Source organism: Nostoc sp. (genome assembly GCF_036917975.1).
Taxonomy (GTDB): Bacteria; Cyanobacteriota; Cyanobacteriia; order Cyanobacteriales; family Nostocaceae; genus Nostoc.
Genome location: NZ_JBALEJ010000041.1, coordinates 70,522 through 92,110, shown reverse-complemented (window position 1 = coordinate 92,110; position 21,589 = coordinate 70,522). Strand labels below are relative to the sequence as shown.

Sequence of the window (21,589 nt, the reverse complement as noted above, 5' to 3'; positions counted from 1 at the left end):
TAGAGACGTAGCACTGCTACGTCTCTACAAGGGTTTTGGATAACGCATATTTCAATTCCAATACAGTTCAGAATGAGCAACAAAACACTTGTAGAGACGGCGATTTATCGCGTCTCGAAACCCCAAAATTGTTGCCAGTAGCCCTTAACCCAAGCGTATTGATTTAAATTCGGTCGATGTCTATTTATGATTTTATTTTCTGAGTGTTTCCGGAAGTGAAAGAAAATTTCAGTAATGGTAAGAGTTGAAGGATTGAAAATTAAAGATTACTGTTTCAAAGAATGCAAATATTACTAGCTATAGCTATAAATATTGCTAATATTTCCCCAACTACGTTCACAATCAAAAGCTAGGTTTATGAAGTACCTACTCCTGCATTCAACAGCAAAATTCATTCAAACAGTGATGCTGCGTGTTTGGCAATGATTAACCAATACTGGGGCATACGCTTAAACCTCTACAATTTGCGTAACTTAGATACAGGTGTATTTCTCCAGGGTTTAGCAAAAGTAGCCCAAACTTTGGTATATGAAGCGCTATTAGTTAGGCAGAGTTTTACTAAGCTGGATTCATATTATAACCCGTGGATAGCTAATTGGCAAGAAATCCATTATGTAGTTGTCTGGAAAGTTAGAGGCGATCGCACATTGATTTCTGATTCAGCTATCTGCTTTCGCATCGAGAGTTTGAATCTAGCTGGTTCTTTTACCTAAAATGCCCCTTGCCTTAATAACACAGTCTTATATAGAAATCGTATTTGATTGCGTGAGAAAACTCAGTACACGTCTAAGCTAAAAAACATCTAATTTGCATATAGGAATCCGATTTCATTCCTGAAAAAATCTAAGTATCTGTAGGGTGTGTTATGGCGTAGCCTAACGCACCTAAATCGTTAACTGGTGCGTTAGCCTTTGGCGTAACGCACCCTACGTATATTTCAGAAATCAAATATGAGTCCTATATAAATCTGTTAGATATTAATACACATATAAATTTCTGCTGAACTTACTCAATGGTATTCCGTATTAACTAGCTTTATCTCTATTATTAGATTATCTAATTTTGTCATGACTTAGGCTGCTACATATTTTTTAGTAAAAGCATTCATTTACAGATGTTTTGCTTTACTCAGTTGATGCTTATCCAAACTATATATATATTACCCCTAACCAGTAATTTTATTTCACAACTGGGCTATATATGATTACTAGCTGATAATCATGAAAGATTCATGATTAGTTTACAGCGATTTCATTGAGAGAAGCTGAAGCTGTAGTTTTTGGAAATCAAAAACTACAAAGCTAATAAGTACAAGTATCTAACTTAACCTATTAAAAAATATGTTAAATCCTATGCTTGGAACGTTTTTATCTTCTATTTACTAATATTTTTCTAAGTTGTTTTACATCATAGTTAATGGTAATATCTTCTAGTGACTCGACAATAATAAAGGTTTTAAATTGATGTCGGGTGAGGGGTAAGACCCCTCAAAAATTAGTAGGGAGGGACGAAACTAAAAGTTGCACAATACACAAGTAAGTATAGGAATACATTCAGTAAATTTAACCTATAAATCTGCTAGTTTAGTAGATGACATTAACGACAAAAAATAGTATAAGCACGAATGTCATTGTTACAGCCCAAAGATAAATAAATTTTCTCCACTAGCCTAAAAAAATATGCAAATTTCCCGGAAAATGCCTAATTCAACAGTAGTAAGAAATACAAGCGCGTGGACAGAGAAAATTTATTGAATTAGGAGTTGAGAAGGTTTAATAAGACAAGACTACATCAACCAAGAGCCATGCTGAAATTTTTGTCTTATAAGTCATCTGACAAGACAAAAGATAAATTTTTACCTTTCACTTACTAACAAGCTATAAGCAAAGTTTCCTCCATCTATCGGAGGGAATCTGGATAATTAGGACTGAGCAGCTAACAAACTTGATTAACAACTTGATTGTTTTTAATCAAGGGTCAGTTCATGGAAAGAATCATCAGGTCAAATGCAGTCGAAACCTCAAGCCAAGGGGACAGTTCAGAAATGAATCTATATAATTTGTATCCCTACTACGAGCTAGCTCTTGCCAAAACTAGTTTATTAGGGGAGTTATCAGCCAAAATCACTAAAACTCTGCTCAACAGAGCCAAAGTAAAGCTCAAACAGCAGAGAATTTCAGCCAATTTCTTTACTGCTCAAAGCTGCGGGAGCCAATCAGAATTTGGGAAAGTTCTGTACGCGGCTGTTGATAGATTTTTATCCTTCGTCAACATTCAACACCGCTCTATTGCTGATAATTTCCCAGAAGCGATTTAAGCAGCTGCAAAAAGGCTAATGCAGTCTGCACACCTCAATTGCAACATCAACAATCGCAGAAATTAAACTAGTTTACTTCATCCAAGATAACTAAACACTATGATGAACCAAGACATTGCTGGTATTAGTAACAACTTAGATAAGACAGTGAAAGCTCAACAATTTGACAAAGTAGTTGAAGCAATTCTGGCTGGAAAGTATTCCTGGGCATGTGTTTTAATGCTGCGATTTGGTGGTTATAATCCTCTCCATTACATTCCATATCGCACCTACAATCGATTACTCAAAGAAAACTCTCAAGCCAACCGGACAAAACAACAGCAGAGTGAAAATCTCAAAATGCTGAAAAATGCTAATGATTCCAGGTCTGATAATAATATGTCATCAAGCTGCTTAGGCAAAATTAAAGACATAGCTTATCTGGAAGTCGTTGGAAAACAAAAGACAGAAATCCGTGGTGGTAGTTTAGATCAGAGATTGACACAGAAAATTAACGAACATCAATCAAGTAAATCACCATTAAAACCAGAAAAATCTCAAGATATTTCCTTGAAATCTTGTGGATTCAATTAAAAATTCATTGGAATCAATAGATTCTGTTCTAGAGTTGCTTGAGCGTCTGAAAGCCTGCGATGCTAATTTGAAATTTATAGCATGGCAGGTTTTCTATAACAGTGATTAATTTGATAATTTTTTGTAAAAATATGCCAAAATGGCAAATATATACTGACAGTATTGGTAAACTAATAATAACTACAACTTAAACCAAAATAGAGGTGATTGGCAAGCAAGTTAATTTTAAAAAATAAAATCAATGATTAGTTCTGACTATGAAATAAATCAATATGATTACAAAAGTAGTCAGTATTTCCTGGAGTAAATAACTCCTACACCAAGACTAATAATTCAACCGTTACTACTGGTGGTTCTGTTTCTGAGAAAGTCTATCTGAGCAAAGAGAATTTGGGGAGGTGGATTCCCCCAATCCAAATTTTATACAGCTTTCACCGACTGCAGACGGTGCAGGTAATGCTTATAAAACTTACTATCCTGTGGTTGGTGTTGCTTTAGTTAATAAAGCAAACGCTTAACATCAATACCAGGAACGGAAATAGAAAAGTTACGGTGAATTTGTTGTGGTGGCTGGTAGAACTAGTATCTCATACGCTTCTCTTTCGACTATTGTAATCCTAGTCCTCCCAACCTGGATTATCTGTAGTTTCTAAATTTTCAATTTATATAGTACTTACTGGAAGTTCAAAACTTGAATAGCTTCCAGTTTTTTTATGTAAATAAAATAAGGTGGGCAATTTGCCCACCTTATTGTTTGTGGAGAATAGTTTAATCCAAAAATGAATTAAACCTTGGCTAATTCTGGGGTAGGACGCTTGCTGTTGCGAATTGCTGTAATAGCTTCAGCATAATCCTTAGTGTTAAATACAGCTGAACCGGCGACGATCGCATTAGCTCCCGCTTCCAAAACTTGCCAGGTATTATTTGCCTTGAGTCCCCCATCTACTTCAATCCAAGGGTCAAGACCACGTTCATCACACATTTGACGCAACTTGCGGATTTTGGGTAACACACCAGGGATAAAGCTTTGTCCACCAAAACCAGGGTTGACGCTCATAATTAGTACTAAATCGCACAAATCTAGAACGTATTCAATTAGCTCTAGAGGAGTACCAGGATTAAGTACAACTCCAGCTTTCTTACCAAGCTCTTTAATTTGCCCCAAGGTGCGGTGTAGGTGTGGAGAAGCATTATGTTCGCAGTGTACAGAGATAATATCAGCACCCGCCTTAGCAAATCCCTCTACATACTTTTCTGGCTCCACAATCATCAAGTGGACATCCAGAGGCTTAGTAGTAACCGGACGAATCGCCTCCACAATCAGAGGGCCGATGGTAATATTAGGTACAAAACGACCGTCCATGACATCAACATGAATCCAATCCGCTCCAGCTGCGTCTACGGCGCGAATTTCGTCACCCAGACGACTAAAATCGGCTGATAGTATAGATGGAGAAATTACAATGGGCTTTTGAGATAGGTTTTGGGTCATGGCTAGTGGGTTTTTAAGCGTCCTCGTCTGTAAGCATTGTAACAAAACATTGAGCAAGACTCATAATTTTGGATTTTAGATTTTTCCTTCAATCCCAAATCCAAAATTCAAAATCTAAAATTGAATGACTAATTAATTAACTAATGACTAAAAAACTAACCTGGATAATTTGGGGATTAAGTGCTTCTTGTCTGAGTGCGCCGGTAATTGCTTCAGCTTTAGAATCTGCACTAGGAACTAACGGTATTGATGCTCTGAAGCTACACCAAGCTCCTTATAATTTAACCGGTCGTAAGATTGCTATTGGTCAAGTGGAAATTGGGCGACCGGGAATGTTTGGCTGGGATAAGGCGGTGTCTAAAAACCGTGCTATCTCTTTAGCAGCAGTATTCTTACGCAATGGGCCAGCTAAGTCTAATAGCGGTGTTGACCCCCACGCCTACAATGTGGCTGGTGTGATGGTGAGTCAAAATAAAGCTTTGCCAGGAGTTGCTCCGGGAGCGCGACTGTATTCGTCGGCGGTGGGTTCGACTAAAAGCATGGGTCAGCCAGAAGAGTGCTTATCGGCACAGCACATAGCGCTACAAAATGGTGGCGATGTCCGTGCTATTAACTTTAGCTTTGGTGAACCTTTGAGCCGCGATCCTCGACCGGAGGCTACTTTAGACGGTAATGCTTTACTAACTTTATGCGTAGACTGGTCTAGTCGCGTTCATGATGTTCTGTATGCGATCGCAGGCAACCAGGGTAAAGGTGGTATTCCTATTCCTACAGATAATTTTAACGGAGTGAACGTCGCTTTTTCATCCCGCCGAGGGGGGGTTTTTAACAAAGTAGACGTGGCTAATCTGGCGAGTGCTAACCAAGGAGTGAGTGGCAAGCTAGCGGGAAGGGAATTTAATCTTGGTGGGCGTAGTGCTATTAGTTTAGTTGCTCCTGGAAATAACATTCCTTTGCTCAATCCAGATGGTAAATTTAACAAGGTTACGGGTACGAGTTTTGCAGCGCCTCAAGTTACGGCTACAGTTGCTCTGTTACAAGAACTTGCTGACCGACAGATTCGGACAAAACAACCCCACTGGAGCATTGATGCTCGACATCATCAAGTCATGAAAGCTGTATTGCTGAATTCCGCAGACAAAATCCAAGATAGTGGTGATGGCTTGCGTTTGGGAATGACTAGGACACTAATTGATAAACAAAATCAAAACTGGCTAGATTCTGATGCTTATAAAGATCCCAAGATTCCCTTGGATGCCCAAATGGGAGCAGGGCATTTGAACGCATTTCGCGCTTACCAGCAATTTAGTGCTGGTCAATGGCAGCCATCAGCTACGGTGCCAGCTATTGGTTGGGATTATCGCACAGTTGATGTTGGAGCATCTGTTGACTATATATTAGCAAAACCTTTAAAACAGGGAAGTTTTGTTGCTGTCACCCTGAGTTGGGATCGATTGGTGGAACTCAACGATAAAAATAAAAACCAGCAATATGATGTAGGCGAAAATTTTAGCGATCGCGGTTTGAATAATCTCGACCTATACTTAGTCAAAGCTGATGCTCAAAATTCAGATGGCGCTGCTGTTTGCTCTTCAATCAGCCAAGTTGATAGTGTAGAACATATTTTCTGCCCAGTTGCTGCTGCTGGTAATTACAAAATCCGCGTCCAGTTTCGTCAAAAGCTCAATGAAGCGACTCAACCCTATAGTTTAGCTTGGTGGAGTGTGCCGATCAATTAATTTAAATCAGGTAGCATAACTATTATCTGTATGAACTTACAGCGTTTTTTATTTATTTGAACCATAATCCCTTATTGGGGCGTACAGCCGTGCGTCCCAATGAAATTTCTGTATTTCATGCAACTGAGCAACGTTATTTTATCTATAAAAATCCAGCATAAACCTCATCTATGTTGAAACCTAGAGTTCTTTAAAAGATATATTTATGTAGGTTGGGTGGAGTGAAACGCAACCCAACATTACCACCAAATTTTATGTTGGGTTACGCTATCGCTGCACCCAACCTACAAAACTACCGTTCTCAAGGTAGACGAGGTTTAGTTGGTTATTTTTTGATTACGTAGCTTACAATACGTTTATAGGTAAATAGAAAAATTCCTAGAAATCAAAATTTTTTATAACTTGTCTGCATAGCCGCCTCAATTAGGAATTATTCACTCTCACAAGTTGGGTTTAATTTCTCTAAGCAAATAACTTGCTGTTACAGTTTCTGTAACAGTCCATTTTTCTATTGGAGCAAATGCAATAGTTAATCATTGACACAGTTTCTGCGTCAACCATGAGCACAGATCGGGAATCTTTGGCAAGTGAGGTAGCAGAATGAATCGGCAGAAATTTAGTGATGCGAAAGAAAATTTCATACAAAGACGCTACGGTGTTAGTCTCGGCAGACGTTATGCTTTGGCTGCTGCAAGTGTTGTTCTATTCAGTGTATTAGGGTGTTCTCAAGTCGATAGTAACAAAAGTGCCCTAGCCCAATCTAGTTTACCTCAACCAGAAAATCCATTGCAAAAAAAAACAGTCAATACTGATACAAAAATAGTTGAGTCTAGCAATAAGTTTGGCTTCAAACTGTTTTCAGAAGTGCTGAAAAACGATCGGGGTGGGAATAATATTTTTATCTCACCTTCGAGTGTGGCGATCGCTCTTGCTATGACCTACAACGGCGCTAGCGGCTCGACTCAACAAGCAATGGCAAAAACCCTAGAATTACAGGGGATGAATCTACCAGAAATCAACTCTTCTTATGCGGCGGTATTAAAGCAGCTTTTAGATAATCCTGATGCGAAAGTGCAACTGAAGATCGCTAACTCACTTTGGGCAAATCAAGATGTTAGCTTTGCGCCAGACTTCCTTAAAAGAACCCAGGATTTCTATCAAGCCAAGGTCAGCAATTTAAACTTTAAAGATGCCGCCGCATCTAATATTATCAATAACTGGGTAAAAGAAAATACTAACGGTAAAATTAATAAAATAGTTGAAACAATTGAACCAAATCAAGTGTTGTTCCTGATTAATGCTATATATTTTAAAGGAAATTGGAGTAACGAGTTTGATAAAAAAGAAACTGCCCAATACCCTTTTTACATCACATCTGGCAGGCGAAAACAACACCCAATGATGTCGCAGAAGGGTGATTATAAATATTATGAAAGTGAACAATTTCAGGCAGTTAGTTTACCTTATGGCAAAGATGGTAAATTCAGCTTTTATATATTTCTACCCAAACAGAACTCTAACCTCAAAGTATTTTATGAAAACTTAAATGTTGAAAACTGGGAAAAATGGATGACTCAGTTCAACAAACAAAAAGGGTTTATTCGCCTACCCCGTTTCAAAACAGACTATGAAGTTACACTCAATGATGCTTTAAAAAGTTTAGGCATGGAAGAGGCTTTCAGCAACAAAGCTAATTTTTCTGGCATGGGTAAGAATTTTGCCATTAGCCAAGTTAAACATAAAACTTTTATCGAGGTAAACGAAGAAGGCACCGAAGCGGCTGCGGCGACTTCAGTGGGAATGGTAGCAACATCTTTGAGACAAGAACCAGAACCATTCCGCATGATTGTTGACCGTCCTTTCTTCAGTGCCATTAGGGATAATCAGACAGGAAGCCTTTTGTTTATGGGTTCCATTATTGATCCGCAATAAGACAGGAGGCCTTCTGCCTCCTTAAGGTGCAATACTGTTCGGGTAAGGCAAGAGACGCGATAAATCGCCGTCTCTACAAAGAACTGATTATTGTAGAGACGGCGATTTATCGCGTCTTTGTGATCTAGAATTTTCATCAAAAAACCTTAACCGAACCGTATTGCCTTAAGGTGATGTCGCTTCAGAGATGCTCAAAGTGTTTTTAGGGTCAGTTTTCGGGGACTCGTTTGCTGTGACGGGTACAGTTATCTCCCCAGTGGCGCTGTCGTTTGTCTCGCTACCAAGACGCAAGGCACTTAAAGCAGTCTTAATCACAACAGCAGTAGGTACTGCCACAATGACACCCAATAGTCCGCCAATTCTTGCCCCTGTTAAGACCGAAATTAAAATCCAAACTGGATTTAAGCCAGTAAAGCTGCCTAAAATTCGGGGAGCAATCAAGTTTTCGAGAATTTGCTGTACAATTACCGCTGCGATCAAAACTCTCACACCCATTGAGAAATCTTGCAAAGCTACCAATAGTGTAGTCAGAGCGATGCCTACAGAACCGCCAAAGGGGACGAGAGCCATTAGACCAATAGTTAGTCCGAATAGCAGCCCAAAGGGCACTTTCAGCCATAAAAAGGTAGGAATGAGGGCTGATGCCATACAGGTAGATAAAATCAACTGGGTGATGAAGAAATTTTGGAAGCTGAGGCGGACTGTTTTAGAGAAAGGATCGCGGAATTTATTCGGTAGCCATTCGACTAAACTTTCCCAGAGTTCACCCCCATGCTGTAAAAGATAGAAGGTCAAAACCATCGTCAAAAGAATATCTAGTAGGCTAGTGACTGTGAGTACAGCTAGATTTAGAACTTGTCCAGCGATCGCTTGCAATTGTCCTTTAACGCGATCGTTGATTTGTACTACCAGAGCATCGAGGTTAATCGGTAAGCCAAAAGTCTCAGCTTTTTCGTTTAAGATCATTAACTGAGAGCGTCCAGAGTCGATCAACTCCGGCAAACGAGCCACTAGCTGTTGAGCTTGGGTAAGTGCCAGGGGGATAAGTGTCACACCTAACGCCAATAAAATCGATAAAGCCAAGAGAAATACTAAAATAGCAACTTGCTCTCGTCTTGCACCATGATGCTCCATCCAGCTCACGGGGTAGTTGAGCAGAAAAGCTAGTACTGAGGCTCCGACTAAAATCACTATGAGAGAATGAAAATAACTAAAAAATACCGAAATTGCCCAACCATTGATAACTAGTAGCGGAGCGAATAGCGCGATCGCCCCGATTCGCGCTATTGGAGTAAATGTTTGCCACCAGTCGAGTAGCTTACGTGTCTGCATTTTGAGCTGATTGCGGAATAGAACTAAATGAAATTTTTCTTTACAGCTTATTATCTCTAACTATATGAGTCTTATTCATCCTTCTAGTTTAGGAGTTAGACAAACCCCAATGCAGAATTTTAAATCGAAAGAGAGTGGAGAGGGGGGAGCAGGGGAGCAGGGGAGCAGGGGAGCAGGGGAGCAGGGGAGCAGGGGAGCAGGGGAGCAGGAGGAGGAGAATGATAATGCCCAGTACCCAATGCCCAATGCCCAATGCCCAATGCCCAAAACACAGTTGCTTTTATATTTAATTCCGATTATCGGCTTTTTTCCGTCTTTGTGGACTCTCTATCGGGGCCAGGGTAGTCGGGAACAACTTGCTATTAGTCGTCTATCTATTACTTTGGCACTTACTTGGCTGTTGGGTTATTTATTATTAACTACCGGAGCAGCAACTTCAGATTATTTTCCGCTACGTCTATTTATCCTGAATAGCTTTCTCACGTCGGGTTACTTTTTAGTAAGTGTCTGGTTGATTTTGCGCCTAATGCAGGGCAAATCTGGCCGTTTGCCAGGGTTTAGTAATTTAGCAGAACGAGTGCTTGGCAAGTATTTATCTTAATTTTTTCGGGTGACAAATTGTCAGTGTTTTTACTTATTTCCGAAAAATTTATAGTTGATTTATCCATATATCTAGTCAAATCCAGTTTATTATTGCCATACTTCAGTAAAACATCTTTAGATTGGCCCAAAAGAACAATAAATGCTGCTATAAGTGTTGTGGTTGACACTACATTAAAAAAGTTAGCACTGATAATTAAGAGTTAGCTATTATGGGTTGATTTGTTTGGATGTTTTTAGTCTGCAAATTTACCAAATTTGATTAGTGAGTAAGTGTGAGGAAGTCTGTGACCATTCAAAGAAGTTCGGCGGAAGAAAACCAGTCGGGAAAAGCCTCAAAGTCCAATAAAAAGATTTCTCAGAACTCGACATCAGGACGTTGGTTATGGTTTTGGGTAGGGATGAGTGGGATTGCAATGGTGTCTGCAACTGCGGGGGCGCTTTTGGCGGTATCTCTGACCAGCACGCCTTTGCAACAAGCCCAGCTAAGTCCAAAGGATGAGTCGGCTTTTGATGGCGATCGCATTTCTGGAGGGGTACTGCGATTTTCAGAATTAACTCGCCCAGTAAATCTCTTGGTGATGGGGATGAGTGTACTTCCCCCTGATATCCAAAACCCTCCCCCAGAAACCAAAAACCTCAAATATCTGCCCCAAGTAAACTCATTTGATGGTCTTTCTGATGTCATGCTCTTGCTCAAATTTGATCCAGAGACGAAAAAAATAATTATGCTCTCCATTCCCAGAGATACCCGCACACAAATAGAGGGGTATGGAGTGAAAAAAATTAATGCTGCTAATGTTGACGGTGGGCCAGCTTTGACTGCCAGAACCGTCAGTAATCTCTTGGGTGGGACGGGAATTGATCGCTATATCAGAATTAACGTTTTGGGAGTTGCCAAGCTGATTGATGCTTTGGGTGGCGTAACAGTTTACGTCCCCAAAAATATGAAGTACCAAGATGATTCTCAGCACTTGTACATCAATTTGAAGGCGGGTAAGCAGCACCTCAACGGCGATCAAGCATTACAATTGCTGCGTTTTCGCCATGACGAACTCGGTGATATTGGTCGGATTCAGCGCCAGCAAATGGTCATCCGGGCTTTGATGGATCAAACACTCAACCCGGCTACTGTTACTCAATTACCTAAAGTTCTGGATGTAGTGAAAGAACACATTGATACTAACTTGACGGTTGAAGAGTTAGTGGCGCTGATGGGTTTTGGGGTGCGGACAAATCGCTCTAATATGCAAATGTTAATGCTGCCTGGTCGCTTTAGCGAGAAAGGCGAATTTGATGCTAGCTATTGGTTGCCTAACAAAGATGGTATTGCGAAATTAATGGCTCAACATTTTGGTTTAGAGTCAGAACAACAACAGCTAGGAACTACGGTTAACCCCCGTTCTTTGCGTATAGCAATTCAAGATAGTACAGGTGGCGATCGCTCCAACCTCCGGCCATTAATTACAGCCTTGGAAAAATCTGGATATCGCAACATTTATATTGCCAAGGCATGGGGGGAACCTCTAGAGGTAACTCACGTTGTCGCCCAACAAGGAGATGGTGATAGTGCCGAATCAATTCGCAACACTTTGGGATTTGGCGAAGTGCGCGTGGAAAGTACTGGCAATCTTGGCTCAGATATCAGTATCCAAGTGGGTCAGGATTGGTTGCAACAAAAATCTATTTTGGAGAATTCGGGGACGAAATAATTCGTAATTAATTATGAATTTATGTTGAAAACTTGAGTTTAAACTGGCACAAATGCAACAGATACAGAATTTATTACCTGGCTAATACCAATTTGAAAAAAAGTGACAGATACAAAACAAGGAAACCCAGATTAAAGAAGTCGGAAGTCGGAAGTCGGAAGTCGGAAGTACAGTTTTTTAATGGGGATTTAGACCCCACCACAAAACTGACTTATTTATTGAACCGGGGGACTTCAACCCACCGAATTCGTTAAATCAGGCTTTCTGAATTTTGAATTTTGAATTTTGAATTTTGAATTGATATGAGTTGTTGGAGTTTAGCTGCTACTACACCATTGGTTAATAATTCTTCTGCTTTAGCTAAACCCTCTGACATATCTGGACAAATACCACTCCGCCATAGATAAAATCCGCTATTCCATAAGGCTGTTTGCATCAATTCACCTGGTTTACCTGCCAAAACCTCTTGAATATCTCCCACCAGTTCTTCAGTAGTTCCAAGGGGTACGTTTTTGGTAGTAAAGCCGTAATCACGCGGTACGAGATGCAATCGTTCTACCTCTTGGGATGCTATGGATGAAGATAAGCTGATAATTGCAGTGCGATCGCGCGGTAAGTCGCAACTACCTTCCAATCCTTTCACCAATGTAAATTTTGTAACTCCTCGCAGTCCTAGAGCGATCTGAAACATTCCTTCTGTTGGCGGATGGACAAACCCTGCAATGACGTGGGCATCACCAGCATAAGGACACCAAATTAGCTCCATTGTCGCCAAGGGCGGACGTTTGCCAAGTTGGTCGCGGTACTCCCAAATACTTGTAGTTAGCGGAAAATGCTGAGGTAGATAAATAAAGCCGATTCCCGTTTGCTCAAATACTTGCTGGGTTTTTGTTAGTGGTAGGGTAGTCCAATCGACTCCTAAACCTTGCCAAATATCTATCAGGGGTAAGCCGTACTTCGTTGGTAAGCGATCGCCACCGTGCATGATCACTGGTTGTCCCACTGCGGCGAGTAGTAAAGCTATTACGGGACTAATTGGTGCTGTGCGGGTTCTGCCATCATAGGGGATGCCAAGAGCGATCGCTGGTCGCTCTGAGGCTATTGGTTGCAGTTTTGGCCCCAGTTCCTCATAAGCATCCAACATTCCGGCTAATTCTTCCCCTGTGGGACGCTTGATTCGATGAGCAATCAAAAATGCTCCGATTTGGACTGGTGTAGCTTCACCCAACAGCATCATTTTAGTTGCGGTGGCTGCTTGGGCGCGAGTTAAATTCTCGGCTGTGTGGTTTCCACCGCCTACTTTTTGCAGGAATTCCCGAAATACATTGGTCATTAGTCATTGGTCATTGGTCAATTATCAAATAAGTTTTTACTACACAATATATACAGTGAAATTGACTAGGTTATCCTGACCAAATCGCACTAAGTCACCGTTCAACAGGCGATATTGCATCCCAGGTGTTAGAGGATTGTTGTTTAAATAAATACCATTTGTACTCATGTCAACAATCATGTATGAGTTTTGCGACCAGTCCCAATCGACTCGTGCATGACGACGAGAAACTATTCCTTCACTGGGAATGCCGGTCAAGTCAATTTCTGGCGGCGCTATTCCTGGACTCTGACTGCGCCGACCAATATAACCTCCTTCCCCAACAAGGTTAAATTCTCTTCCTGTGCTATGAACCAGCTTTAACAGAGGCGCTCTTTGAGGCGGAGGGGTATAAACAGGCGGTGTTGGTTGATAGGAAACTCGTGGCTGATAGACTGTTGAAGAATCAACGGGAGGTTGTTGGGGAACTTGGTAGTTAGGTTGGTCTGTTGCTGGTCGCTGATACTGACTAGGTGGTTGTTGATTGGGTTGTGCTTGACTAGGCTGTGGTTGAATCGGCGGTTGTGGTGTAGGGGAAACTACATTATTTACAGGGCCCACAGGAGTTGAACACCAGGGACAAACCTTAGCATTGTTAGGCAGGGCGCGGTTAAAATATTCGCAACTGGGATTAGGGCACCGATTTGCAGGCATAGGAATTTATATCATCAGGCATGGGTTGTAAGGCTACAAGACCTACTTTAGTAAGTAAACACTGACCCTGACGAGTAGTTAGCATCTGGGCAAATGTAGAACCACCAGGCAGGCGGTTGCTGTCTTTAGGGTACACTACAAAAATAGGGTATCCCAGGGGGTAGCTTTGGAAAGTTGTGACATCAACATAATAATCATCATGCTGACATAAGTCATCTGAGGGATTTATTGAGCGGCGATCGCGTCTTTGAAACAGAGGTTGAATAGCTGACTTTTTGCCATCTGCGATCGCTAGCGGATAGCCTGTACATTGAGTAGAAGTTTTACTGATAATCCCAAAACTAATAATACCAGTGGTACGCCCCTCTAAAGTTTTACTGCGGATCAGATTTTGGGTTTTTGTGGTATCAAGTTTAGTAACTTTTGCTGCAAATAAAGCTTCGTCTTGAGGAGCGTTTTTCAGAACTATTTCTTGAAATTTACTGATTGCTTCCGGTTCAGTTGGGGCGAAAGCTTTCACAGGTAGATTTGGAAGTTTGGAATTAATCTGCTGCCAATTAGTAATTTTGCCTGTGTAAATTTGACGCAATTGCTCAATATTGATTTGCCCCCCAAGAGCATTAGCAAGATTTGAATCTCTTTTATTAAATGCTACAAACACAAGTAAACCATCATCAGCAACTTGTTTTTTAGCAAGTTTATCTGTGATGTTATCTACCAAACTGGTAATTGCAAAATCTTTTTTGTTTGTTTGGACTTCTTCGATACTTTTAACCGAATTATTTATGTTTGGTGATAAAACAGATTTATAATCAAATGTTGCTGTTGCATCTGACTTTGGTCTGGTCAATAAATCTCCTAAACGAGTGTTGTCTACAGATTGCGTTAAAACATAACTCCATGTACTGTCTTTTTCTCCTGTGTAAGTAAATTGTCCCGAAGGAACGTTGGGAACTTCTGAGAAATTCCGCACAAGTCTAGACCATTCTATATATTGATTAGGATAATCTGTTTTCTTACCCCAAAGCCAATACCAAATTCCGCCGCCAAGTAGTAATAAAGCGAGAATTCCTAGCAGAATTAAGGGCATTGGTAAAGGCTTTTTTATTTCTTGAGAAGCTGGCGACGAACCTACTGAATTTTTGCCACGATCTTCTTTAGGAAGTTTCAGCAGTGCTTGGCGAGCCGCTTCCGCATTCTCGAAAGGAGTTTCCAGACCAATTAAACGATAAATAAACTGCTTTAAATGGCTATCGGTATCTGGCCATTGTTGATTATCTCTAGGGTTGAGAGGCTGGTTAGATAATAAATTAGTTGTCCGCCCCACCCACAAAGTAAAGGCTAGCAATCCTAATGATTCTAAATCTTGCTCAGGTCTAGCGGGAGCGGGTTGAGGAATAATGGGTGGAATAAATAAATTTTCCCAGATAGCTAAATCACAAAAATATATAGAAAACTTTTGATTATTTTCTACCTTAATTAAGGTACTATCTAAATTGATATTTCCGTGAGTGATACCCTGTTGTGTTTGATTTGAGGGGAAACGCAGCTTTTGGGTGTGGAGAAACTGGAGAGTTTGTAAACCTTGATTTAGCACCTCACGCACATCAAGAGGTGTCATTGCTCCCTTTTCTATGAGATACTTACCTAAAGTTTGGGATGACTCTATACCCTGAGTAATAAGATAGCAGCGTTCGCCTTTTTCATCTGTGATCGCTTCTTTAGTTTCCACAAGACGGAAATTTTGAATTCGACTATCGGCTAAACTTACTCCACCTACCCGTTTGAAAGTATCTTTCCGCTTTTGAGTCTCGCTTTCATTAAAAGAACGATTAGGTAGCAGGTATTCTTTGATAATGACAGGCTGTTTGTCCTTGAGTTGAACACCTGAGTATAAGCGGCCTAAACCCCGTACACCTACAAAACTAGCTATTTGATAAGTTCCCTGACTTCCTTTAATCTCAGCCTCCTGCGGTAAAGTTGCTGGAAAACCACATTCCAAGCAAAACTTAGCGCCCTTGATTTGCTGTGCCGTTTGGAAAGGGCGATCGCAATTTAAGGGAGAATTGTACGAACAGGGGTATTCTTGATAAAAAGATTCAAATGAAGCCATATACAAAGAGTTTCGTGAATTGCGCCGATTACTTCCATCGCGCTCAAGCGTGAACTAATCCTAACTTGAGGGCAGCCACAATCGCTTGAGTCCGACTAGTAACCTTTAATTTTTCAAAAATACTGGTGAGATGCGCCTTAACAGTAGCAACTGTTACATATAAATGTTTAGCGATTTCTTCATTAGAAGCACCTTGAGTTAACCAGTATAAAACTTCTTGCTCTCTTTCGGTTAAATGCACTTCATGACAGGCTTTCACACAAGAATCTGAGTAAGCTTGAAAAAACCGAAAAAATCGACTAGCAACTTCTGAAGGTAGATAAATTTCTGACCGAGTTACAGTGTCAATAGCTTCACATAATTGGGTTGCTAAACGATTTTTAAACACATAACCTGCGGCTCCCGCCTGCATCGCTCTAAAAATCCAGTCGTCTTCTTGATGAGCCGACAATACTAAAACTTTGCCAGTGTAAGCAGTTTCCTTAAGACGTGCTAAAACTGTAATCCCATCACATCCTTTTAATTGCATATCCAGCAAAATTAAATCTGGACACTTCTGGTTTGTAAACTTTAAAACCTGATCAACAGAATCAGCATCACCCATAACTTCTACAGGTAACGCAGAATTAATACTATAAAAATTGAGGAGAGTACGCAACCCTTGACGAAACCTTTCTTCGTCATCTACCAACAAAACCGAAAGTTTTTTATGATCATTAATCATATCTTTAATTACAAATTACGAATTATTTATCTGCTTCTTGGTCGAGGTAAAATTATAGAAAACTGCGCCCCACTTTCTGACAAAACCTGTGCCCAGATACTTCCTTGATGATCCAGAATAATTTTTTTAGCAATAGTTAAACCTAGTCCTGTGCCTCCTTTCCGCCGAGAATAAAATGGGGTAAATACTTTTTGTAAATCCTCTTGAGACAATCCTGGGCCTTGGTCGGAAATTTTAATTAATACTTCATCTTGAAAAACTTGCCAACTACAGCTAATAGTTCCTGAATTAGGGCTGAAATGAACAGCATTACTGAGGATATTATCAAAAACTTGTTTCATTTGTAATCTATCTATCTTCAGTAATGTTGATGTATCGGGAATTGATATTTTAAGTTTTTTCTGATTAATTAGCGGTTGTAAATTTGTGATACTTTCAACTACCAAACTTCTTAAATCTTGAAGTGATACCCTTAATTTTGCACTTTGACCACAATCAATCAGTTCATTTAAATTAGTATCTAAATCTTGTATGCTTTCGCCAATTATGGTTGCTTGCTCTTGCCAAGGGCTATCCTCTAAACTCAAGCAGAGATTATGTGCATATAATCCGATGAGTCCTAGAGAATTACGCAATTGGTGTCCTACTCGATGCAGAATATCTTCTAAAAGTTGAATTTCAGTCTTTTGTCTTCCATAGTCCAAGGAAATATCTACATACTTGCTTAGGAGTGTAGCCGAGCGTTTTACGTATAGTTGTAAACTTGATGAGAGAGGTTCATGAGTAATGATTTGAATGTATTCAGGCTTTTGATTTCTATAGGATATAGGGCAAATATAAGAAATGGATGAAAAATCCTTAAGTTTAAATTTATGTAAAGTAAAAGCAGGCGGAAAATCTGTAAACCATACTTCTGAACGCAAGTAAGCTAAAGTTTTTGGAGGAAAAGGAGCTTGGTCTTGACCATAATTTATAACCTCCTGATTAGCTCTTGAAAATGAATCTTGATAGACAATCCGAGCGAAAAAAATTGGATATTGACTAGTTAACTGCTCAGACTCAAGCTGACAAAAACTCTGAATATCTGAGGAATTCAAATAATTAGAGCTATTGTCTAGTTTTTGTACAGAAAAGCCTAGTGTCATAGCTTCACTCGCTTTTTGCAACCAAATGTTTTTTATTCTGCTGACCAGTATAAAATTATGCAGCCTCAAGAATGTTTATTTTTTTGTTAAGTTATCTTTGTAACTAATTAATACAAAGAATTATTAAGTTTACATTTAAAGCCGCATTTCGTTTCCCTAAGTATACATAGGTATATAGTACCTATTATTTACAACACTTGGATGAATCTGTTCGTAGAGAGCGCTACCCTACGGGAACGCTTCGCGAACAGCGCTCAAACCAAAGACTAAAGTCCTGACTACGAACTTATTCATCCATGAAAGTTGGATTGGCGCTCTAGGGCAGGCTTTTCCGTCTACTCCACGAGAAAAAATGTCATACGTCCAATCAAGAACTACTCAAGACTAATCTACAAACTGAAGTTGCTACTTTTCGGATTATTGAAAAGCTAATATTCTCCAGCTTTCTCAATCATCATTCTGAGGAGATGGGGAGTGGGGAGTAGGGAATGGGGAGTTAGGAGTTAGGAGTTAGGAGTTATAAGAATTCTTTCAATGCCCAGTCCCCAGTCCCCAGTCCCCAATGCCCCATCAAAAAATATCGACAAAAGTCTAATTAACTTTAGAAGACTGATACATATACTCTAGAGGCATCTGGATTAGCTACCAGCATAATACCTTCATGCTTATCTTCGTTCTTCAAACTTTAGCCGAAATTCTAGCTGGAGGAACCTCGCTTACCAGTACAGAGCAAATTGACTTTAGCCATCCTGGTAATCGCAGGGAAGAGGGAGCAGGGCCAACTCTCAATTTATACATTTTTGATATACGTGAGAGTAAGCAGGTACAACATTCTGGTAGGCAAGTTGAGCGCAAGCTAACACGCGCTCTACAACCTGCTACTGTAAATTGGGCACCCGCTTGGTTTGATGTTTCGCTGCTATTAACAGCCTGGGATAGAACAGCTTTAGGTGAGCATCACTTTATTAGTGAGGCTTTGACTGTGCTGTTGCGCCATCGCACCTTGGAAGAGGAGTTTTTGGTTCCTGAATTACGGGGCTATGGTAATTTAAACCTGACAGTTGCCCTAGAGCCGCCAATTGAGATTGGCTCTTTGTGGAGCGCTCTCAATGTGCCATTGCGTTCAGCCTTATATTTGACAGTTACAATACCCTTCGAGCCACAACCGACTCCAGTGCCATTGGTTTGGGAGCGAATTTTCAATTTGCGAAATCAATTATCTCGCGATAATGACAGTTTAGTACTAACGAGGCGAGTTGCGATCGCGGGTATTGTCAAAAGTGCGGTGACAAATCTGCCGTTGGTAGCGACAGAAGTAGCTGTGAGGGGAACTGAAAAATCCATATTAACTACTAAAGAAGGGTTGTTCTTTTTTGAAGACCTGCATTTAGGTAATTATGTTTTGACTCTGAATCATCCTGGCTATTTACCCCAAAACGTCAATGCATTGGTAGATAACCAAAGTCATACTTTCAAAGAAATATTTCTAACTCCTGAATAATTAGATTTTTACTGACTTGGAGAGACTTTCATGGCTAGACTTGATTACTTTGCTCCCGGTGTCTACATCGAAGAAATTGACCGGGGTAGCCGACCAATTGAAGGTGTTAGCACAGCAGTTGCCGGATTTGTCGGCTTTACAGAAGACGTTCGCGGTGGGGCTGAGTTATACAAGCCCATGCTAGTAACCACTTGGACGCAATTTTTAAACTACTTTGCCCGTCCCAACTCTGACGGCTTCACCGACTTCAACGCCTATTTACCCTTTTCAGTCTACGGCTACTTTATGAATGGTGGCGGTCGTTGCTGGGTAACTAGCATTGGGACTCAATTACCAGGCGCACCCAGACCGGCAACTCCAGAACCGGCTAGCCTCAGAATCAACTCTAGAGGTAATCGTCCAGCCCTCCGCTTTACTTTGCGCCCTGAGCAAGCATCAGGCGGATTAGTAAATATTGTAATTATTGATGGTTCGCCCCGCGCCTTACCCGAAGGTACTGAAGGAGAAGCGCCTCCAAATACAGGCGAATATTTCACCATCCAAATTCGTCGGGGAGATGAACTTCTAGAGCAATACGAAAACTTGACAATGAACCGCGAACCTGCTGGTCAAACAGCGACTTATGCGCTGGCGGCATTGAGAAATTCCCTGTATGTGACTGTAGAAGATGTTACTCAAAGCGGACAGCCTTTAGCTCGCCGCCCCGTTAATGGTCAATATGAGCTAGCGCCGCCCATTGTCGCCGCCACACCCGATAGATTTTCGCAAAATTTAGAAGGCGTTCGAGACGATCGCACCGGGGTACGCGGTATCTTTGAAGTTGATGAAATCACAATGCTGGCTTGTCCTGATGTGATGCGGGCTTATCAAGAGCAGATACTAAATTTAGATCAAGTCCACGGCATCATCGAACTGATGATTAGTATGTGCGAGGGTTCTGCGAGTGGCGATATTCCCAATCCGCCCAACCGGATGGTTGTACTTGATGCGCCACCGGATGCCGTCAAACCCCAGCAAGTGGTGGAATGGTTGAATAGATTTAATCGTCGTTCGATGTTTGCGGCCCTTTATTATCCTTGGATTAAAGTACCTAATCCACGCGATCGCGGTAATCCAATTTTAGTACCTCCTTGTGGTCATGTGATGGGTGTTTGGGCCCGCACCGACGAAACCAGAGGAGTTTACAAAGCCCCTGCAAATGAAGTTCCTAGAGGCGTAATCGGTTTAGGCTATGACACAAACTTCCGCGAACAAGAACTATTAAACCCCCTGGGGATAAATTGTATTCGCAACTTCCCCAACAGAGGTATCCGCATTTGGGGGGCACGCACTTTAGTTGAGCCAGATAAAACAGAGTGGCGTTACATCAGTGTGCGTCGGCTAATTAGCTATATTGAAAAATCCCTAGAACTGGGGACTCAGTGGGTAGTTTTTGAACCCAACGACCAAGATTTATGGGCACGTGTCACCCGCACCGTCAGTAATTTCTTAGAACGCATCTGGCGTGAAGGTGCTTTATTTGGCGCATCTCCAGCCCAAGCATTTTATGTGAAGTGTGATGAAGAATTGAACCCACCAGAAACCAGAATTTTAGGACGTTTATATATTGAAGTCGGAGTTTGCCCAGTCAGACCGGCTGAGTTTGTTGTTTTCCGCATCAGCCAATGGAACGGCATTGAAGATAGCGAATAGCGAATAAGGCAATTCAATTTTGGATTTTGGATTGCGGATTTTGGATTAAATTTCAATCTAAAATCCAAAATTAATACGAACGTTGCCGCCATTTCCACAGAATGTGACTTTGGATTAAATTTCAATCTAAAATCCAAAATCTAAAATCTAAAATTCTTGTTCCCCATTTCAAAATTAATTACACACAAAGGAGTCTAAAAGTATGGCAGGCGAATTTTTAACCTCTTGTAAATTTTACTTTGAGGCTGACGGAATTACTGATAAATTCATCAAAGAAATTAGCGGACTAGGTGTTGAAAATACCCCAGCACAAGAAGTTCACGGTTCATCTAAGGGCGCTAAACTAATGCGTCAAGCTACACCAACTGTTGTTAAATTTACTAACATTACAGTCAAAGTCATCGCCACAGATGATATAGACCTTTATAAATGGTATCAAGATTGTAACGAAGACATGGGTGATCCTCGGAAGTGGTCACAGAATCGTAAGACAGGTTCGGTGGTTGCTTATGACCAACAAGGCTCTGAAAAAGCACGCTGGAACATCGTCAATTGTTATCCCTGTAAATACACTGGGCCTACCTTAACTGCCTCTGGCGGCGATATGGCAAATGAGACTGTTGAATTGGTTCACGAAGGAATTAAACGAATCAAATAATCGTAATTACGTAAAGCTTGCGGCATAGCTTTG

General features: G+C 40.8%; 18 protein-coding genes. 11 read left to right on the top strand and 7 right to left on the bottom strand.

The features are described 5' to 3' along the window. Window positions 1-422: 422 nt before the first annotated feature. The 3 genes from V7K76_RS18355 to V7K76_RS18345 all read left to right on the top strand — a co-directional run bounded on the left by V7K76_RS18355 (window position 423) and on the right by V7K76_RS18345 (window position 2,890). Entirely contained in the window at window positions 423-713 is a 291-nt protein-coding gene (locus V7K76_RS18355; protein WP_334778320.1) for a cysteine peptidase family C39 domain-containing protein, read from the top strand. A 1,331-nt stretch (window positions 714-2,044) separates the two neighbouring features. Beyond that, window positions 2,045-2,317 carry a hypothetical protein gene (locus V7K76_RS18350; protein ID WP_335029918.1) on the top strand — a complete coding sequence of 91 codons (273 nt, stop codon included), beginning with the start codon at window positions 2,045-2,047 and terminating at the stop codon, window positions 2,315-2,317. A gap of 102 nt (window positions 2,318-2,419) precedes the next feature. Continuing rightward, window positions 2,420-2,890, top strand: a complete 471-nt coding sequence (locus V7K76_RS18345) for a HetP family heterocyst commitment protein (protein ID WP_334778327.1) — start codon at window positions 2,420-2,422, stop codon at window positions 2,888-2,890. Between the two features lie 784 nt (window positions 2,891-3,674). Here V7K76_RS18345 and rpe read toward each other — a convergent pair. Beyond that, entirely contained in the window at window positions 3,675-4,382 is a 708-nt protein-coding gene (gene rpe, locus V7K76_RS18340) for a ribulose-phosphate 3-epimerase (protein ID WP_334778318.1), read from the bottom strand. A 143-nt stretch (window positions 4,383-4,525) separates the two neighbouring features. Here rpe and V7K76_RS18335 point away from each other — a divergent pair, with 143 nt between their 5' ends. The 3 genes from V7K76_RS18335 to V7K76_RS18325 all read left to right on the top strand — a co-directional run bounded on the left by V7K76_RS18335 (window position 4,526) and on the right by V7K76_RS18325 (window position 8,053). Further along, window positions 4,526-6,121, top strand: a complete 1,596-nt coding sequence (locus V7K76_RS18335) for a S8 family serine peptidase (RefSeq protein ID WP_334778317.1) — start codon at window positions 4,526-4,528, stop codon at window positions 6,119-6,121. A 221-nt stretch (window positions 6,122-6,342) separates the two neighbouring features. Beyond that, window positions 6,343-6,465: a hypothetical protein gene (locus V7K76_RS18330; RefSeq protein ID WP_334778316.1), complete on the top strand. Its 123-nt coding sequence runs from the start codon at window positions 6,343-6,345 to the stop codon at window positions 6,463-6,465. Window positions 6,466-6,721: 256 nt separating this feature from the next. Beyond that, entirely contained in the window at window positions 6,722-8,053 is a 1,332-nt protein-coding gene (locus tag V7K76_RS18325; RefSeq protein WP_334778315.1) for a serpin family protein, read from the top strand. 165 nt (window positions 8,054-8,218) lie between these two features. Here the strand turns inward: V7K76_RS18325 and V7K76_RS18320 are convergent, their stop codons facing one another. Continuing rightward, window positions 8,219-9,385: an AI-2E family transporter gene (locus V7K76_RS18320; RefSeq protein ID WP_334778314.1), complete on the bottom strand. Its 1,167-nt coding sequence runs from the start codon at window positions 9,383-9,385 to the stop codon at window positions 8,219-8,221. Window positions 9,386-9,644: 259 nt separating this feature from the next. On the opposite strand from V7K76_RS18320, the gene V7K76_RS18315 reads away from it, so the two are divergent. Continuing rightward, entirely contained in the window at window positions 9,645-9,986 is a 342-nt protein-coding gene (locus V7K76_RS18315) for a hypothetical protein (protein ID WP_334778313.1), read from the top strand. A 286-nt stretch (window positions 9,987-10,272) separates the two neighbouring features. Further along, a complete protein-coding gene (locus V7K76_RS18310; RefSeq protein ID WP_334778312.1) occupies window positions 10,273-11,697 on the top strand; it encodes an LCP family protein in 1,425 nt (474 codons plus the stop codon). A 250-nt stretch (window positions 11,698-11,947) separates the two neighbouring features. Here the strand turns inward: V7K76_RS18310 and V7K76_RS18305 are convergent, their stop codons facing one another. The 5 genes from V7K76_RS18305 to V7K76_RS18285 are packed head-to-tail and all read right to left on the bottom strand — an operon-like array spanning window position 11,948 to window position 17,705. Next, window positions 11,948-13,030, bottom strand: coding sequence for an anthranilate phosphoribosyltransferase family protein (locus V7K76_RS18305; RefSeq protein WP_334778311.1), 1,083 nt, complete (start codon window positions 13,028-13,030; stop codon window positions 11,948-11,950). Between the two features lie 39 nt (window positions 13,031-13,069). Beyond that, a complete protein-coding gene (locus V7K76_RS18300; RefSeq protein WP_334778310.1) occupies window positions 13,070-13,723 on the bottom strand; it encodes an FHA domain-containing protein in 654 nt (217 codons plus the stop codon). Continuing rightward, complete coding sequence (locus V7K76_RS18295; RefSeq protein ID WP_334778309.1) at window positions 13,701-15,836, bottom strand: substrate-binding domain-containing protein; 2,136 nt, start codon at window positions 15,834-15,836, stop codon at window positions 13,701-13,703. Before V7K76_RS18295 ends, V7K76_RS18300 begins: the two co-directional genes overlap by 23 nt. Before the next feature lie 43 nt (window positions 15,837-15,879). Further along, window positions 15,880-16,560, bottom strand: a complete 681-nt coding sequence (locus V7K76_RS18290) for a response regulator transcription factor (protein ID WP_334778308.1) — start codon at window positions 16,558-16,560, stop codon at window positions 15,880-15,882. Between the two features lie 26 nt (window positions 16,561-16,586). Continuing rightward, window positions 16,587-17,705 (bottom strand): sensor histidine kinase, encoded by a 1,119-nt coding sequence (locus V7K76_RS18285; RefSeq protein ID WP_334778307.1) that lies wholly within the window; start codon window positions 17,703-17,705, stop codon window positions 16,587-16,589. Window positions 17,706-18,366: 661 nt separating this feature from the next. On the opposite strand from V7K76_RS18285, the gene V7K76_RS18280 reads away from it, so the two are divergent. The 3 genes from V7K76_RS18280 (at window position 18,367) to V7K76_RS18270 (ending at window position 21,556) form a co-directional block, all read left to right on the top strand. After that, window positions 18,367-19,206 (top strand): Pvc16 family protein, encoded by an 840-nt coding sequence (locus tag V7K76_RS18280; RefSeq protein WP_334778306.1) that lies wholly within the window; start codon window positions 18,367-18,369, stop codon window positions 19,204-19,206. Window positions 19,207-19,236: 30 nt separating this feature from the next. Then, entirely contained in the window at window positions 19,237-20,898 is a 1,662-nt protein-coding gene (locus V7K76_RS18275) for a phage tail sheath family protein (protein WP_334778305.1), read from the top strand. Window positions 20,899-21,100: 202 nt separating this feature from the next. Beyond that, window positions 21,101-21,556 (top strand): phage tail protein, encoded by a 456-nt coding sequence (locus tag V7K76_RS18270; RefSeq protein WP_094347975.1) that lies wholly within the window; start codon window positions 21,101-21,103, stop codon window positions 21,554-21,556. Window positions 21,557-21,589: the final 33 nt, after the last annotated feature.

Excerpts from the sequence above, each read along its gene's own strand:
- V7K76_RS18325 (WP_334778315.1), top strand. The coding sequence starts at position 6,722 with ATGAATCGGCAGAAATTTAGTGATGCGAAAGAAAATTTCATACAAAGA.
- rpe (WP_334778318.1), bottom strand. The coding sequence starts at position 4,382 with ATGACCCAAAACCTATCTCAAAAGCCCATTGTAATTTCTCCATCTATA.
- V7K76_RS18335 (WP_334778317.1), top strand. The coding sequence starts at position 4,526 with ATGACTAAAAAACTAACCTGGATAATTTGGGGATTAAGTGCTTCTTGT.
- V7K76_RS18300 (WP_334778310.1), bottom strand. The coding sequence starts at position 13,723 with ATGCCTGCAAATCGGTGCCCTAATCCCAGTTGCGAATATTTTAACCGC.
- V7K76_RS18345 (WP_334778327.1), top strand. The coding sequence starts at position 2,420 with ATGAACCAAGACATTGCTGGTATTAGTAACAACTTAGATAAGACAGTG.
- V7K76_RS18315 (WP_334778313.1), top strand. The coding sequence starts at position 9,645 with ATGCCCAAAACACAGTTGCTTTTATATTTAATTCCGATTATCGGCTTT.
- V7K76_RS18280 (WP_334778306.1), top strand. The coding sequence starts at position 18,367 with ATGCTTATCTTCGTTCTTCAAACTTTAGCCGAAATTCTAGCTGGAGGA.
- V7K76_RS18275 (WP_334778305.1), top strand. The coding sequence starts at position 19,237 with ATGGCTAGACTTGATTACTTTGCTCCCGGTGTCTACATCGAAGAAATT.
- V7K76_RS18295 (WP_334778309.1), bottom strand. The coding sequence starts at position 15,836 with ATGGCTTCATTTGAATCTTTTTATCAAGAATACCCCTGTTCGTACAAT.
- V7K76_RS18320 (WP_334778314.1), bottom strand. The coding sequence starts at position 9,385 with ATGCAGACACGTAAGCTACTCGACTGGTGGCAAACATTTACTCCAATA.
- V7K76_RS18270 (WP_094347975.1), top strand. The coding sequence starts at position 21,101 with ATGGCAGGCGAATTTTTAACCTCTTGTAAATTTTACTTTGAGGCTGAC.
- V7K76_RS18290 (WP_334778308.1), bottom strand. The coding sequence starts at position 16,560 with ATGATTAATGATCATAAAAAACTTTCGGTTTTGTTGGTAGATGACGAA.
- V7K76_RS18285 (WP_334778307.1), bottom strand. The coding sequence starts at position 17,705 with ATGACACTAGGCTTTTCTGTACAAAAACTAGACAATAGCTCTAATTAT.
- V7K76_RS18305 (WP_334778311.1), bottom strand. The coding sequence starts at position 13,030 with ATGACCAATGTATTTCGGGAATTCCTGCAAAAAGTAGGCGGTGGAAAC.
- V7K76_RS18355 (WP_334778320.1), top strand. The coding sequence starts at position 423 with ATGATTAACCAATACTGGGGCATACGCTTAAACCTCTACAATTTGCGT.
- V7K76_RS18350 (WP_335029918.1), top strand. The coding sequence starts at position 2,045 with ATGAATCTATATAATTTGTATCCCTACTACGAGCTAGCTCTTGCCAAA.